Consider the following 14,396-nt stretch of genomic DNA (forward strand, 5'->3'; position numbering starts at 1 on the left):
TCATCGCCCCTCTAGCACAGTTTTTCAGCGCAGCTTCAGCGTCGCCAGACCGGCCATCGCCAGGATCACCGCGATGATCCAGAAGCGGATCACCACCTGCGGCTCCTTCCAGCCCTTCTGCTCGAAATGGTGGTGGATCGGCGCCATGCGGAAGACGCGCTTGCCCGTGAGCTTGAACGAGGCAACCTGGATGATCACCGACATCATCTCCAGGACGAACAGCCCGCCGACGATCGCCAGGACGATCTCGTGCTTCGTCGCCACCGCGATGGAGCCGAGCAGGCCACCCAGCGCCAGGGAGCCGGTGTCACCCATGAAGATCTGGGCCGGCGGCGCGTTGAACCAGAGGAAGCCGAGACCGGCACCGATCACCGCGCCGCAGACCACGGCCAGTTCGCCCGTGTCGCGGACGTAGTTCACCTGCAGATAGCTGGCGGTGAACGAGTTGCCGACGAGATAGGCGATGAACCCGAAGGTGCCGCAGGCGATCATCACCGGCACGATCGCCAGGCCATCGAGGCCATCGGTCATGTTCACGGAATTGCCCGCCCCGACGATCACGAAGGCGCCGAACAGCGGGTAGAACCAGCCGAGATTGAGGAGGGCGTCCTTGAACACCGGGAAGGCGAGCTGGTTCTGGAGGGCGGCGGGGGAATAGACCGCGACGGTGAAGCAGGCCGCCATGGCGATCACGGCCTCGAGGGCGAGGCGGAACTTGCCCGAGAACCCCTTGTGCGACTGCTTCGTGACCTTGAGGTAATCGTCGTAGAAGCCGATCGCACCGAAGCCGAGCGTGACGGTCAGCGTCACCCAGACATAGTGGTTGCGCGGGTTGGCCCAGAGCAGGATCGCCACCACGGCGCCGGCCAGGATCATCAGGCCGCCCATGGTCGGCGTGCCGCGCTTGGTCAGCAGATGGGTCTGCGGCCCGTCCTCGCGGATCGGCTGACCCTTGCCCTGGCGGATCCGCAGCAGCGAGATGATCCAGGGGCCGAACCAGAACACGAACAGGCCCGCGGTGAACAGCGCGCCGCCGGTGCGGAAGGTGATGTAGCGGAACACGTTGAGCGGCGTGAAGGCGCTGCTCAGGTCCGAGAGAAGGTACAGCATCCGGGCGCTCGGCCCCCTTGTTCAGGCTCAGGTTTCGGGGAGCGGCGCCGGCTGCGCCGAACGCGCGGACGTGCCGGTCACGGGACGGCCTGGGTCCGCCGGGTCGGATCGACCGCGTAGCGGGCTTTCAGCGCCTCGACAATCCGGCCCATGCGGCTGCCGTTCGATCCTTTTACCATGACGACGTCGCCGGATCTGAGATTCCGGGCGAGCGGCTCGAGCAGGTCGGCGGCGGTGTCGGTCACGGCGCCGCGGCGGCTCACCGGCAGGGCCTCGAACAGGTGGCGCATCAGCGGACCGGCCGTGAAGACGAGGTCGATCCGTGCCGCCTCGATCGCCTCCGCGAGGCCGCGGTGCAGGTCGGGCGCGGCGGCGCCGAGTTCCAGCATGTCGCCCAGCACCGCGATCCGGCGTCCGCGGGGTCCGGTCTCGATCCCGGCGAGCGTCGCCAGCGCCGCGCGGACCGCGACGGGGTTGGCATTGTAGCTCTCGTCCACGAGGTAGGCGGTGCCGCCACCGATCTCGAGGGCGGTGCGCTCGCCGCGGCCCGCCGGCGGCGTCAGGCTGCCCAGAGACAAGGCGGCGCGGGCGAGGTCGGCCCCGAGGCTGTGGACCACCGCCATGACGCCGAGCGAGTTCAGCGCCGCGTGCCGTCCGGCCGTGCCGAGCTTGTAGGTGACGGGCTGGCCCATCACCGCCGCGTCGATCACCGACAGGTCAGGGCGGAGCACGATCTTCAAGGCGCGCACGTCGGATTCCGGGTGCTCGCCGAAGGTGACGACCCGTCCCGCCCGGGAGGCCTGCGCGTGGGCCGCGAGCCGGTCGAAATGCGGAACGTCGCGGTTGACGATCGCCACGCCGCCGGGCTGGATCCCGGAGAAGATCTCGCCCTTGGCGTCCGCGATGGCGGCGAGCGAGAGGAAATGTTCGATATGGGCGGGCGCGATGGTGGTGATGAGCGCGATGTCGGGGCGGACCTGGGCGGTCAGCGGCACGATCTCGCCGCCGTGGTTCATGCCGATCTCGAACACGCCGTAGCGCGTGGAGCGCGGCATCCGCGCCAGGGTCAGGGGCACGCCCCAATGATTGTTGTAGGAGGCCGCCGAGGCGTGGGTCTCCCCCTGCTCGGCCAGGACGTGGCGCAGCGCCTCCTTGGTCCCGGTCTTGCCGACCGAGCCGGTGACGGCCACGACCTGCGCGCCTGTCCGGGCGCGGGCGGCGGCGCCGAGACGCACCATCGCGGTGAGTACCGGGTCGGCGCCCGCTTCGGGCACCGTCAGGACGGGACCGTGGGACGCGAGGTCCCCGAGGCGGGACGCGCTCACCACCGCGGCGCCGGCCCCGCGGCCCAGGGCGTCGGGAACGAAGTCGTGGCCGTCGCGTGCATCGCCGCGGATCGCGAAGAACAGGTCGCCGGGCTGGAGCGTGCGGGTGTCGATCGAGGCGCCGCCGATGGCGCGCTCGGGGCCGATCAGTCGGCCGCCCGTCGCGGATTCCAGCTCCTCCCGCGTCCAGAGTGCGGTCATCGTCGATTCCCCCGTCGTCCTCAGGCCGCCGCGGCAATCGCGGCACGCAGGACCGCATGGTCCGAGAACGGCAGCGTGCGATCCCCCACGATCTGGCCGGTTTCATGGCCCTTGCCGGCCACGACTAGGACATCGCCTGGTCCGAGCCGGCCGACGGCGCTGTGAATCGCCTCGGAGCGGTCGCCGATCTCCTCTGCGCCCGGAGCGGCGTCCAGGATCGCCCGGCGGATGGTGGCGGGATCCTCGGTGCGCGGGTTGTCGTCCGTGACGATGACGACGTCGGCGAGCCGCTTCGCGATGGCGCCCATCAGCGGCCGCTTGCCCCGGTCGCGGTCGCCGCCGCAGCCGAAGACCACGATCAGCCGGCCCGACGCGAACGGGCGGAGCGCAGCGAGCACGCTCTCCAGGGCCTCCGGCTTGTGGGCGTAGTCGACGAGGCAGAGCCCGCCCCGCGCCTCGCCGATCCGCTCCATGCGGCCGGGGACGCCGGTGAGATGGTCGAGCGCGGCGAAGACGCCGTCGGGATCGGCGGCGCCCGCCGGTGTGGCGAGGGCGAGGCCGGCCGCCACCAGGGCGTTCTCCACCTGGAATTCGCCGACGAGCGGCAGGCGCAGATCCCGGGCCCGGCCGGCGAACAGGACCCGGGCGGCCTGCGCGAACCCCTCGGTCCGGACGGATTCGACGTGCAGATCCCGGCCGCCCCGCCCGACCGTGCGGACCGGCCGCCCTGCGCCTTCGGCCGCGGCGATCACCCGCTCGGCATAGGCGCCGTCGGCATTGACGATGGCCGGGCAGCCCGGCGGCAGCAGGTCTGTGAACAGGCGCACCTTGGCCGCGAGGTATTCCTCGATGCTCGTGTGGTAGTCGAGATGGTCCCGCCCGAGATTGGTGAAGCCCGCCGCGTCGAGGCGCACGCCGTCGAGCCGGCGCTGCTCGATCCCGTGGGAGGAGGCCTCCATGGCGAGGTCGGTGACGCCCTCGGCGGCGAGACGCGCCAGCGTCCGGTGCAGCGTCACCGGGTCCGGGGTGGTCAGGGAGCCGTACTGCGCGCCGCGGTTCGTGACGATTCCGACGGTGCCGAGGCTCGCGGCGTCGCGGCCGAGGCGGGCCAGGATCTGGCGCACGAAGTCGGCCACCGAACTCTTGCCGGCGGTGCCGGTGACGGCCACCACGGTCCCGGGCTGCGCGCCGGCGAGGCGGGCCGCGGCGAGAGCGAGCGACCGGCGCGCGTCGGCGACCGGGATCCAGGCGACCGCGTCCGGCAGGTCGGCGGGGCGGGCCCCCTCCCCGGCCACCGCGGCGGCGCCGCGCTGGGCGGCCTGCGCGGCGAAGCGCCGGCCATCGGCCTTCGTGCCCGGCACCGCCACGAACACCGTGCCGGTGGCGACCTGCCGGCTGTCGGCCGTGAGGTCCGATACGGTCAGGTCCGCGGCCGGGCCGGTGGCCTCGGGGAAGAGGTCGGCGAGCCGCGCACTCATGAATCCACCCTCATGGGCCGCCGAGCTGGTTGATGTGGTAGGCGTTGAGCTTGACCATCTGCGGGAACGGCCTCACCGGCGGCTCGAATTGCGGCGGCAGGCCGAGGATCGGCGCCACGCGCTCGATCACCTTGCCGGTGACCACGCCGGAATTCCAGGCCGCGGTGGCATAGCCGCCGGATTCCGGCAGGCCCTGCGGCTCGTCCATGATCGTGACGAACAGGTACTTCGGGTCGTTCATCGGCGCCGCCGCCATGAAGGTCGTGAACAGGCGGTTGTGAATATAGCGTCCGCCGATCACCTTCTCGGCCGTGCCGGTCTTGCCGCCGACGAAGTAGTACGGGACCGCGGCCTTCTTGGCCGAGCCCTCGGAGGCGTTGAGCCGCATGATGTAGCGCATCGCCTCGGAGGTCTGGCCCGACAGGACGTGGGTGGATCGCGCCTTGTCGTCGGGGTTCGCCTTGAGGAAGGTCGGGGTGATCAGGTCGCCGCCATTGGCGATGGCCGCCACCGCTGCCGCCGCCTGGATCGGCGCCACCGCGATGCCGTGGCCGAAGGCGATGGTGATGGTGTTGATCTCGGTCCAGCGGGACGGAACGATCGGCGCCGCGCTCTCGGGCAGCTCGGTCCGCAGCCGGTCGAGCAGGCCCATCTTCTTCAGGAAGGCCTTGTGACCGGGCACGCCGACGCCGAGCGCCATCTTGGCGGAGCCGATGTTGGAGGAGTGGGTGAACACCTCCGGCATCGTGATGACCCGGTTGGTGCCGTGGTACTCGTGGATCTTCTGCCGGCCCCAGTTCAGCACGCCGCCCCGGGTGTCGAAGGTCGAGTTGACGTTGTACTTTCCGGAATCGAGCGCCATGGCCAGCGTCATCGCCTTGAAGGTCGAGCCCATCTCGTAGACGCCGACATTCATGCGGTTGATGCGATCCGGCGAGAGCGCATCCTTGGGATCGTTCGGGTCGAAATCGGGCATGGACACGAGCGCGATGACCTCGCCGGTCTTCACGTCGAGGATCATGGAGGCGCCGGCCTTGGCCTTGAAGTGGTCGATGCCCCAGGCCAGCTCGTCGCGGACGGCGAACTGCGCGCGCAGGTCGATCGACAGCTGCACCGGCTTCAGGTCGGCCTGCTTGTTGATCAGCCCGAAGCTGTTGAGGGCCTGCAGGCCGGTGGAGTCGATGTACTTCTCCATGCCGGCGATGCCGATGCCGTCGAGGTTCGTCGCGCCCAGGATGTGGGCGGCCGCGACGCCGTTCGGGTAGACGCGCTTGTGGTCGGGCAGGAAGCCGATGCCCGGGATGCCGAGCCGGTGGACCTCGGCCTGCTGCTTCGGGGTCAGCTCGCGCTTCACCCAGACGAAGCCGGCGCCCTTCTTGTCCTTGCGCTGGGTGAGCTTGGCGCGCAGCTCGGAGGCGTTGAGTTCCGGCAGGACCGCGGTGAGGAGTTCCACCGCCTCGTCCTTGTCGTAGATGTTCCCGGGTTCGGCGAAGACCGAGACCGTGCGGATGTCGGTGGCCAGGATCTCGCCGTTCCGGTCGATGATGTCGGGCCGGAAGGCGGTCGAGGATGCGGCCGCGACCCGGTGCTCCTGGCTGGGCGGATCCCCGAAGATCGCCATCATCAGGAGCTTGGCGGAGATCGTCCCGAACACGCCCACGAAGACCAGGCCGACCAGGGCGACGCGCATGTGCGAGCGCTCGATGGCCAGCCGGAACATGCTCCGCAGGAGCAGCTTTGCGCGCTCCGACGGCGGCACCGGCTCGCGCGCCTCCTCCTCGACAGGGCGCGGCGCGCCCGCGGCATGCGCCAGCGCGGCAGCCTCGAGAAGCGCGGCCTCGTGGTCCGACACGGCGGGCTCGACCGTCGGCTCTAGGGTCTGGGCGGCGTCATCGGACACGGGGGATTACCTCGAAGCCGTCGGCGGGGTGCGGGTCGTGGTGACGGTGCGGGTGATCGCGCCGGTCGTTCGCGGCTCGATCGTGCCCTTGTCTTTGGGGGTCGCCGTGGCGGCGAGCAGGCGGCCGATCTCGTCTCCGCGCTCCTGTCGGGCGGGCAGGTCCGAGAGGCGCGCCAAGTGGCTGGTGCCGATCGGCTCCAGAGCCAGATGTTTGTCGACGGCCGCCTGGAGGCGGTCGGGCCGGGTCAGAAGCTGCCACTCGGCACGCAGCACGGCGATCGCCTGCCGTTCCTTGTGCAGGGCCGTCTGGAGCTTGGAGACCTGACCGCCCTGGTAGAGCGTGTCGTACTTGATCGAGTAGGCGTAGATCGCCGAGGCGACGAGGCCGGCCACCGCCAGCAGGTTCAGCAGGCGGATCATCGGCGATGGCCTCCGCGGGCCGCATCCGGCAGGCTCGCCAGGGCGGTCAGGGCCGCCAGCGGTTCGGGAATGTCGGATTCGGTACGCTCCGCAGCCCGCAGCTTGGCGGACCGGGCGCGCGGGTTGCGGGCGGTCTCGGCCTCGCCCGGCAGGACCGGGCCCTTGGTGACGAGACGGAAGCTGCGGACGGTCTCGACCGGGGCTCCCGGGAGATGGCGAGAGCCCTGCGCGGAGCGGCCGCTCCGCGCGGCGAAGAACTGCTTGACGATCCGGTCCTCGAGCGAATGGAACGTCACGACGGCGAGCCGGCCGCCCGGCCTGAGCACGCGCTCGGCGGCGTGCAGCGCCCGCACCAATTCGCCGAGTTCGTCGTTCACGGCGATGCGCAGGCCCTGGAACGTCCGCGTCGCCGGGTGAATGTGGCTGCCGGGCTCGACGCGCACGACGCTGGCGACCAGCTCCGCGAGCTGCGCCGTGGTCTCGATCCGGCCGCGGCGGCGCGCCTCGAAGATGGTCCGTGCCACCGCGCGCGAGCGACGCTCCTCGCCGTAATGATAGAGGATGTCGGCGAGCACGGTCTCGTCGGCCTCGTTCACGAGGTCCGCGGCGCTCGGCCCGTCGCAGCCCATGCGCATGTCGAGGGGCCCGTCGCTCCGGAACGAGAAGCCCCGTTCCGGCACGTCGAGCTGCATCGAGGAGACGCCGATATCGAGGACCACCCGGTCGACCTGCGCGAGACCCGTCTCCGCCAGGAGGGTGTCGAGCGCGCCGAAGCGGCCGGGCAGGAGGCGCAGGCGCCCCCCGGATTCCGCGACGAGCGCCTGCCCGGCTGCGATCGCCGTGGGGTCCCGATCGATCGCGACGACCTGCAGGTCCGGATCCGCCGCCAGGAGGGCGCGGGTATAGCCGCCGGCACCGAACGTGCCGTCGACCGCGATCCCGCCCGCGGTGCCGAGCGCCTCGACGACTTCATCGAGGAGGACCGGCACGTGCGGTTCCGACGGCGCGACGGCGCCGCTGTGGCGGGGCGAGCTCTCGGGAGAAGGACGGCGCCGGCTCACGGGCGCCTCGCCGACGGGGCGCGACGCGGGTTGCGAGAACCGGCGGAGGATCGGCGCGGTCCGGAGATCCGGACGCGGAAGCGGCTCGTGCGTCTCATGGTGCCCTGTGCCGGGCCGCGCGAGCGCGGCGCGCGTGACGGGAACGGCACCGGATGCGGAGCGCGCAAAACGCCGCGCACGGACGGGACCTGCAGGAAGGCAGGTTGCGCCCGGCGATCCGATACACGCCGTTGACGGGAGGATGCCGGGTATCATGGGCCTCGGAGGATCGTCAACGCACAAGCTTGGCGCTGCCGCGCCGAACGATCTGAACCCGGCAAGGTTAACCGAAGGTTTTTTCCGCACCGGAATCTTCGGCGCGGCGTGCTGCGGCGCGGGCGCGGCGCCGGGCCGATAAGGCGTTGAGGACGCAGGGCTTATCGGGATGTGGATCAGCCGGCCTATAAGCCGGGTTCTGTAGGGCCGGAGCGCTCGCGCGCGCCGACGTGGCGGCCATTCCTCTGGGACGGTCGTTGCCGACCGCCTCGAGCAACCAACCCGGGCGACTGGCCTGGAGAGCCGGCCTGCCCTTCTCGCGAAGGGCGCGCCGCCCCTATTCGGTCTTGCTCCCGGTGGGGTTTGCCGTGCCGTCCGCGTTGCCGCGTCCGCGGTGCGCTCTTACCGCACCCTTTCACCCTGACCCCGGACGGATCCGGGGCGGTCTGCTTTCTGTGGCACTGTCCCTGGGGTCGCCCCCGCCGGATGTTATCCGGCACCGTCTCTCCATGGAGCCCGGACTTTCCTCCCCGGACGCTCGCGCGTCCGGAGCGGCCGCCCGGCCGGCTGATCCGCGGGCAGATGCGCCCGCGGGGCCGTCCGGGTCAAGGGAGTCGACCCGCGCTACCAGGTGCCGGTGTTCTCCATGGACGTCCACGGCTCCTGCGGCGCTTTGGCGCCGCCCTTCTGGAGGATCTCGATGGAGATGCCGTCCGGCGACTTCACGAAGGCCATGTAGCCGTCGCGCGGCGGGCGGTTGATGGTCACGCCCTTCTCCTGCAGCCGCGCGCAGAAGGCGTAGATGTCGTCTACCTGATAGGCGAGATGGCCGAAGTTGCGCCCGCCCGAGTAGGTTTCCGGATCCCAATTGTAGGTCAGCTCGATGAGCGGGGATCGTGTGGCCGTGGCCCGCTCGACGTCGCCGGGGGCGGCCAGGAACACGAGGGTGAAGCGCCCCTTCTCGTTCTCGACGCGGCGGACCTCCTTCAGGCCGAACGTGTCGACGTAGAAGGCGAGGGCCCGGTCGAGGTCGGCGACCCGGACCATGGTGTGCAGGTATTCCATCGGACCTATCCTGTGGCTGGTCGGAGGTGGATCGTGCGTCCTGTTCGGGACGCGCGTCCCGCCTCCGGCTGATCGCCACCGCTAGCTAGCGGCCGGCCCGGCGGTGAGAAGGCCGCGCGCGCCGGACGGGCCATAAATCGACCCTGGCGCTCCTGCGTCCCGTGACGATCCGGCGTCCGGCGCGAGGGAGGCTACCGCAAAAAGACGACCGCGGACGCGTCCGTTGCCGCGGCCGGCCGCCAGCGCCGGGCGATGCGGCGCGGTGATCGGATCGGTTTGACGCGCGAAGGCTGTCCCGACGGCGCGCTGTCTCTCCGGGGCCGTTTCGGCGGCTCCGATCGTTGCGCCGCGCGCGCCGAGGGACCAGAACGGGCCCATCCCGCACCCGGAGTGAGCCGAATGCGCACCGAGACGCCGCCGCTGATCCGCCTCGAGGAATACCGGCCCAGCGACTACCTGATCGATCGGGTCGACCTCGACATCCGTCTCGACCCGCACGCGACCCGCATCGACGCGACCTTGACGCTGCGGCCGAACCCGGCCGGTGTGCCGGCGGCTCCGCTCACCCTCGACGGCGACGATCTCCGGCTGGTCTCGGCCGAACTCGACGGGGCGCCGCTGGCGCCCGACGCCTACGCGGCGACGCCGTCCGGCTTCATCCTCCGCGATCCGCCTCCGCGGCCCTTCGCGCTGCGCCTCGTCACGGAGGTGGATCCGACCGCCAACACCAAGCTGATGGGGCTCTACCGCTCGAACGGGGTCTACTGCACCCAGTGCGAGGCGGACGGCTTCCGGCGGATCACCTACTTCCTCGATCGTCCCGACGTGCTGGCGGTCTACACCACGCGCATCGAGGCCGACCGGACCGAGGCGCCCGTCCTGCTCGGCAACGGCAATCCCGTCGAGGCCGGCGATGCCGGGCCCGGCCGCCATTACGCCCTCTGGCACGATCCGCACCCCAAGCCCGCCTACCTGTTCGCCCTCGTGGGCGGCCGGCTCGGGAAGGTCGAGACCCCCTTCAACACGATGGAGGGCCGCACCGTCAGCTGCGCGGTCTACGTCGAGCCCGGCAAGGAGGATCGGGCGGGCTATGCCCTGGACGCCGTCATCCGCTCCATGGCCTGGGACGAGACGGCCTTCGGCCGCGCCTACGACCTCGACGTGTTCAACGTCGTCGCGGTGTCCGACTTCAACATGGGCGCCATGGAGAACAAGGGCCTCAACATCTTCAACGATAAGTACGTGCTGGCCAGCCCCGAGACCGCCACCGATGGCGATTACGCCGCCATCGAGGCGATCATTGCCCACGAGTACTTCCACAACTGGTCCGGCAACCGCGTCACCTGCCGGGACTGGTTCCAGCTCTGCCTGAAGGAGGGTCTCACGGTCTTCCGCGACCAGGAATTCTCCTCCGACATGCGCTCCAGGCCGGTGCATCGCATCGCCGAGGTGCGCTCGCTGCGGGCGCGTCAGTTCCCCGAGGATGCCGGGCCGCTGCGGCATCCGGTGCGGCCGCGGGCCTATGCCGAGATCAACAACTTCTACACGGCGACCGTCTACGACAAGGGCGCCGAGATCGTCCGGATGCTGCGGACCCTGATCGGTCCCGAGGCCTTCCGGGCCGGCATGGATCGCTACTTCGCCGACAACGACGGGCGCGCCGCCACCGTGGAGGATTTCCTCGCGGCCTTCGCGGCCGTGACGGGGCGCGACCTCGATGCGTTCGCCCGCTGGTACGAGCGCCCCGGTACGCCCCGCCTCGCCATCACGGCCGCCTACGATCCGGCCGCCGCGCGTTACACCCTCCGGTTCGCTCAGAGCCTGCCCGGCACCGCCGACTCCGACGAGACACCCCTGGTCATCCCCGTTGCCCTCGGCCTCGTGGGGGCCACGGGGCCACTGACCGGCGCCACCTGCCCGGATGTGCGGGACGGCGTCTACGTGCTCGACCGCCCGGAGGCCGCGATCGTGTTCGACGCCGTCGCCGAGGAGCCGGTCCCGTCGCTCCTGCGCGACTTCTCCGCGCCGGTGAAGCTCGATCTCGGCCTGACGGATGCGCAGCGGATGCGGCTCCTGGCACAGGACAGCGACCCCTTCAATCGCTGGCAGGCCGCGCAGGACGTGGCGCTGCGGCTGATCCTCGACCCGGACGCCGACCGGACCGAAGCCTTCGCGGCGGCGCTCGGCCGTTTCCTCGACGGCGAGGCCCTGGCCGACCCGGCCTTCGCGGCGCTGGTCCTGGCACTGCCGAGCGAAGGCGAGGCCGCCGACGCCGTCCCGGCCGAGGTCGATCCCGACGCCATCCACCGGGGGCGTTCCGATCTGCGGACCCGTCTCGGCCAGGTCCTGCGGCCGCGGCTCGAAGCGATCGACGCGGCGCTCGTGCCGGACGCGGGTGTCCCTTACAGCCCCGACGCCGCCTCGGCGGGGCGCCGGTCGCTCCGCAACGCTGCCCTCGACCTGATCGCCGCCGGGAATCCCCGGACCGGCGCGGCCCGCGCCGCCGAGCGGCTGGCCGAGGCGACCAACATGACCGACCGGCTCGCCGCCCTCGGCACCCTGGCGCTGATTCCGGGCGAGACCCGCGAGGTTGCCCTCGCGGAGTTCGCAACGCGCTACGCCGACGAACCCCTCGTGCTCGACAAGTGGTTTGCCATCCAGGCCCAGATCCCGGAACCCGGCACGCTCGACCGGATCGCCCGTCTCCAGGAGCACCCCGCCTTCACCATGACCAATCCGAACCGCGTCCGGGCGCTGATCGGAAGCTTCGCGTTCGGCAACCCGACCCAGTTCGCCCGGCCGGACGGGTCGGGCTTCGCCCGCGTGGCCGACACGGTCGCGGCGCTTGATTCGACCAACCCACAGGTTGCCGCGCGGCTCCTCACGGCCTTCGGATCATGGCGTCGGCTGGAAAAATCACGCGGCGCCAAAGCGGTCGAAATGCTGAATGGGATCAAGGCGATCCCCGGCCTTTCCCGGGACACGGCCGACATCCTCGCCCGCACCCTTGGAGACGGCTAAGCGTCTGAACCTGCGGTAGAAATTGATTCCCGGGCGGCCGCGCAACACCCGACGGGCGTCAAGTCGTTATGGTAAAAAACCCGTGGACAAACGGCCCCCCGAGGTGATTGTATTCACTCAGATTCGGGGGGCCTTCGGGGGCCGGGCGCCCGTACCGGATCGCTGTTCCCACGGGTGAGGTTCGGCCATGCCGGAGGCGGCTTCCGCTTCCTTCTCCGCGCGTGCGGATTCGAATCTCACGATCTCCTGGCCGATGCGGACCCGGGATCCGCGGCTCGGCCAAGCCGAACGCTGGCTGCGCTACGCCGTGCCGGGGACGCTGGCGGTGTTCCTGGCCTGCCTCGTCGGGCTCGCGGCGCTTCACATCCAGGGCCAGCGGGCCGAGATCCTGGCGGGTGCCCGGGCCGAGGTCGAAGGCTTCGCCCGTCTGGCCGCCCGGGCGGTGGACCCGACCGGTACCGTCGCGCAGGACCTGCGGGCGCTGATGCCGGAGAGCGAACGGCATCCCGGCCGCCGCCTGCTGGTGGTCCGCCCCGACACCCGCATTCTCGCCGCCCATCCGCCGCTGCCCGCCGACCGGACGACGCTCGCCGCCGTCCTCGGCGACAGCGAGCCGCTCTCCGGCCTCGGCGAGCGCGCAGGCGCCATGGCCCTCGAACTCCCCGGGGGCGAGAGCGTGCTCGCTGCCATGCACAGCCTCCCGGGCGGCGCGGGCCAGGTGGCGGTGCTGCAGCCCATCGAGCCGCTGCTGCGTGGCTGGAGCGCCCGCACCCGCGACCAGATCGTCCTGATCGCCGCCGCCGCCCTCGTGATCGTCGGCGTCGGACTGGCCTACGGGCTGCAGACCCGTCAGGCGGCCCGGGCCGACCGCGCCCGCGAGCAGATCCGCGGTCGCCTCGAGACCGCCCTGCGCCGGGGTGCCTGTGGGCTGTGGGACTGGGACATCGCCCGGGGCCGGATCTACTGGTCCGACTCGATGTACACGCTGCTCGGCTACCGGCGACAAAACGAGTATCTCTCGTTCGGCGACGTCAACGGCTTGGTCCATCCCGATGATGGCGACCTGTACAGCCTCGCCCGGGGGCTCGCCGCCAATCAGACGCATATCGACCACGCCTTCCGGATGCGCGGCGCCGACGGGGCCTATGTCTGGCTGCGTGCCCGGGCCGAGGTCGTGGCCGACGCCGCCGATGGTGGCCGCCACCTCGTCGGCATCGCCACCGACATCAGCGAACAGCGGGCCCTCGAAGAGACCAACGCGGCGGCCGACATGCGCCTGCGCGACGCCGTCGAGGCGATCTCGGAGGCGTTCGTGCTCTGGGATACCGGCAATCGGCTGGTCCTGTGCAATTCCAAGTTCCGCCACCTCCACGCCCTGAGCCCGGAGGATGCGCAGGCCGGGCGAAGCTACACGGACGTGATGGGTCGCGGCGTGCTGCCTCAGGTCCGTCGGGAATCACCCGAGGCGGGCATGGCGTTGACCAGCATGGCGGCCCGGACCTTCGAGGCCGAACTCACCGATGGCCGCTGGCTGCAGATCAGCGAACGGCGCACCAAGGATGGGGGCTACGTCTCGGTTGGGACCGATATCACCAGCCTGAAGCGCAATCAGGAGCAGCTCCTCGCGTCCGAGCGCGAACTGATCGAGACCGTGAAGGACCTCAAACGGTCCCGCCGGACCCTCGAGCTTCAGACCCAGCAGCTCGCCGACCTCGCCGAGCGCTATCTCGACCAGAAGGCAGTCGCCGAGGCCGCGAACCAGGCCAAGGCCGAATTCCTGGCCAATATGAGCCACGAACTGCGCACGCCGCTCAACGCCATCATCGGCTTTGCCGACGTGATGGAGAATGCCGTGCTCGGCCCGCTCGGCACCCCGCGCTACACCGAATATTGCCGCGACATCCGCGAGAGCGGCTCGCATCTGCTGTCCATGATCGACGACATCCTCGACATGGCCCGCCTCGAGGCCCGGCGGGTACGGCTGATCCCGAAGGCGATCTCGGCGGAGGCCGCCATCACGGCTGCGCTCGCCCCGGTCGAGCCGGCCGCCCGCGAGAAGGCGATCACCGTCAGCGTCGACGTGACGTCCGGGCTGGACCTGCTGGCCGATCCGCAGGCGATCCGGCAGATCCTCGCCAACCTCCTGCAGAACGCCGTGAAGTTCACGCCCGCCGGCGGGCGCGTCGCGGTGCGCGCGCGCCGTGCCGGGGCGTGCACGCATCTGTACATCGAGGACAACGGCATCGGCATTCCGCGCTCCGATCTCGACCGGCTCGGCCGGCCCTTCACCCAGGTCGAGACGCAAATGACACGCAGCCACAAGGGATCGGGTTTGGGCCTCGCCATCACCCGCTCGATGGTCGAGCTGCATGGCGGTTCGCTTCGGATCCGTTCCGAGGAAACGGTGGGCACGATCGTCCTCGTGCGCCTGCCGGCCGTGCCGGCCGACCGTTTGGATCCGCCGGTCCCCCTCGCGGCGGCCGGCCCCGGGTTGAAGACCCTGAGTGAGACGCCGCGGTCGGGTCGCGGCGCGGCCGGCCGATCCGCCGCGGCCTGACCG

9 protein-coding genes and 1 other RNA gene are annotated in these 14,396 nt (G+C 70.9%); 2 read left to right on the forward strand and 8 right to left on the reverse strand.

Annotated features, from left to right (window positions below; genetic code table 11):
- Nucleotides 1–24 precede the first annotated feature (24 nt).
- From mraY to MCBMB27_RS09435, 8 genes are all read right to left on the reverse strand, one after another.
- Complete coding sequence (mraY, locus tag MCBMB27_RS09400) at nucleotides 25–1,110, reverse strand: phospho-N-acetylmuramoyl-pentapeptide-transferase (protein WP_043356717.1); 1,086 nt, start codon at nucleotides 1,108–1,110, stop codon at nucleotides 25–27.
- 77 nt (nucleotides 1,111–1,187) lie between these two features.
- Nucleotides 1,188–2,636 (reverse strand): UDP-N-acetylmuramoylalanyl-D-glutamyl-2,6-diaminopimelate--D-alanyl-D-alanine ligase, encoded by a 1,449-nt coding sequence (locus tag MCBMB27_RS09405; protein ID WP_075380276.1) that lies wholly within the window; start codon nucleotides 2,634–2,636, stop codon nucleotides 1,188–1,190.
- 20 nt (nucleotides 2,637–2,656) lie between these two features.
- The gene (locus tag MCBMB27_RS09410) at nucleotides 2,657–4,114 is read right to left on the reverse strand and encodes a UDP-N-acetylmuramoyl-L-alanyl-D-glutamate--2,6-diaminopimelate ligase (protein ID WP_075380277.1); all 1,458 of its coding nucleotides are present in this window, start codon (nucleotides 4,112–4,114) and stop codon (nucleotides 2,657–2,659) included.
- Between the two features lie 10 nt (nucleotides 4,115–4,124).
- The gene (locus MCBMB27_RS09415) at nucleotides 4,125–5,966 is read right to left on the reverse strand and encodes a peptidoglycan D,D-transpeptidase FtsI family protein (protein ID WP_418287734.1); all 1,842 of its coding nucleotides are present in this window, start codon (nucleotides 5,964–5,966) and stop codon (nucleotides 4,125–4,127) included.
- A gap of 54 nt (nucleotides 5,967–6,020) precedes the next feature.
- Nucleotides 6,021–6,434 (reverse strand): cell division protein FtsL, encoded by a 414-nt coding sequence (gene ftsL / locus MCBMB27_RS09420; protein WP_043384256.1) that lies wholly within the window; start codon nucleotides 6,432–6,434, stop codon nucleotides 6,021–6,023.
- Nucleotides 6,431–7,423, reverse strand: a complete 993-nt coding sequence (rsmH, locus tag MCBMB27_RS09425; protein WP_043757603.1) for a 16S rRNA (cytosine(1402)-N(4))-methyltransferase RsmH — start codon at nucleotides 7,421–7,423, stop codon at nucleotides 6,431–6,433. Before rsmH ends, ftsL begins: the two co-directional genes overlap by 4 nt.
- A gap of 499 nt (nucleotides 7,424–7,922) precedes the next feature.
- Nucleotides 7,923–8,321: RNase P RNA component class A (rnpB, locus tag MCBMB27_RS09430), an RNA gene on the reverse strand.
- 53 nt (nucleotides 8,322–8,374) lie between these two features.
- Complete coding sequence (locus MCBMB27_RS09435) at nucleotides 8,375–8,815, reverse strand: VOC family protein (protein ID WP_043350719.1); 441 nt, start codon at nucleotides 8,813–8,815, stop codon at nucleotides 8,375–8,377.
- Nucleotides 8,816–9,214: 399 nt separating this feature from the next.
- Here MCBMB27_RS09435 and pepN point away from each other — a divergent pair, with 399 nt between their 5' ends.
- Together pepN and MCBMB27_RS09445 are read left to right on the forward strand one after the other, a co-directional pair.
- Nucleotides 9,215–11,836 (forward strand): aminopeptidase N, encoded by a 2,622-nt coding sequence (gene pepN / locus MCBMB27_RS09440; RefSeq protein ID WP_075380279.1) that lies wholly within the window; start codon nucleotides 9,215–9,217, stop codon nucleotides 11,834–11,836.
- A 187-nt stretch (nucleotides 11,837–12,023) separates the two neighbouring features.
- Nucleotides 12,024–14,393 carry a PAS domain-containing sensor histidine kinase gene (locus MCBMB27_RS09445; RefSeq protein ID WP_075380280.1) on the forward strand — a complete coding sequence of 790 codons (2,370 nt, stop codon included), beginning with the start codon at nucleotides 12,024–12,026 and terminating at the stop codon, nucleotides 14,391–14,393.
- Nucleotides 14,394–14,396 lie beyond the last annotated feature (3 nt).

Source organism: Methylobacterium phyllosphaerae (assembly GCF_001936175.1).
Lineage (GTDB): Bacteria > Pseudomonadota > Alphaproteobacteria > Rhizobiales > Beijerinckiaceae > Methylobacterium > Methylobacterium fujisawaense.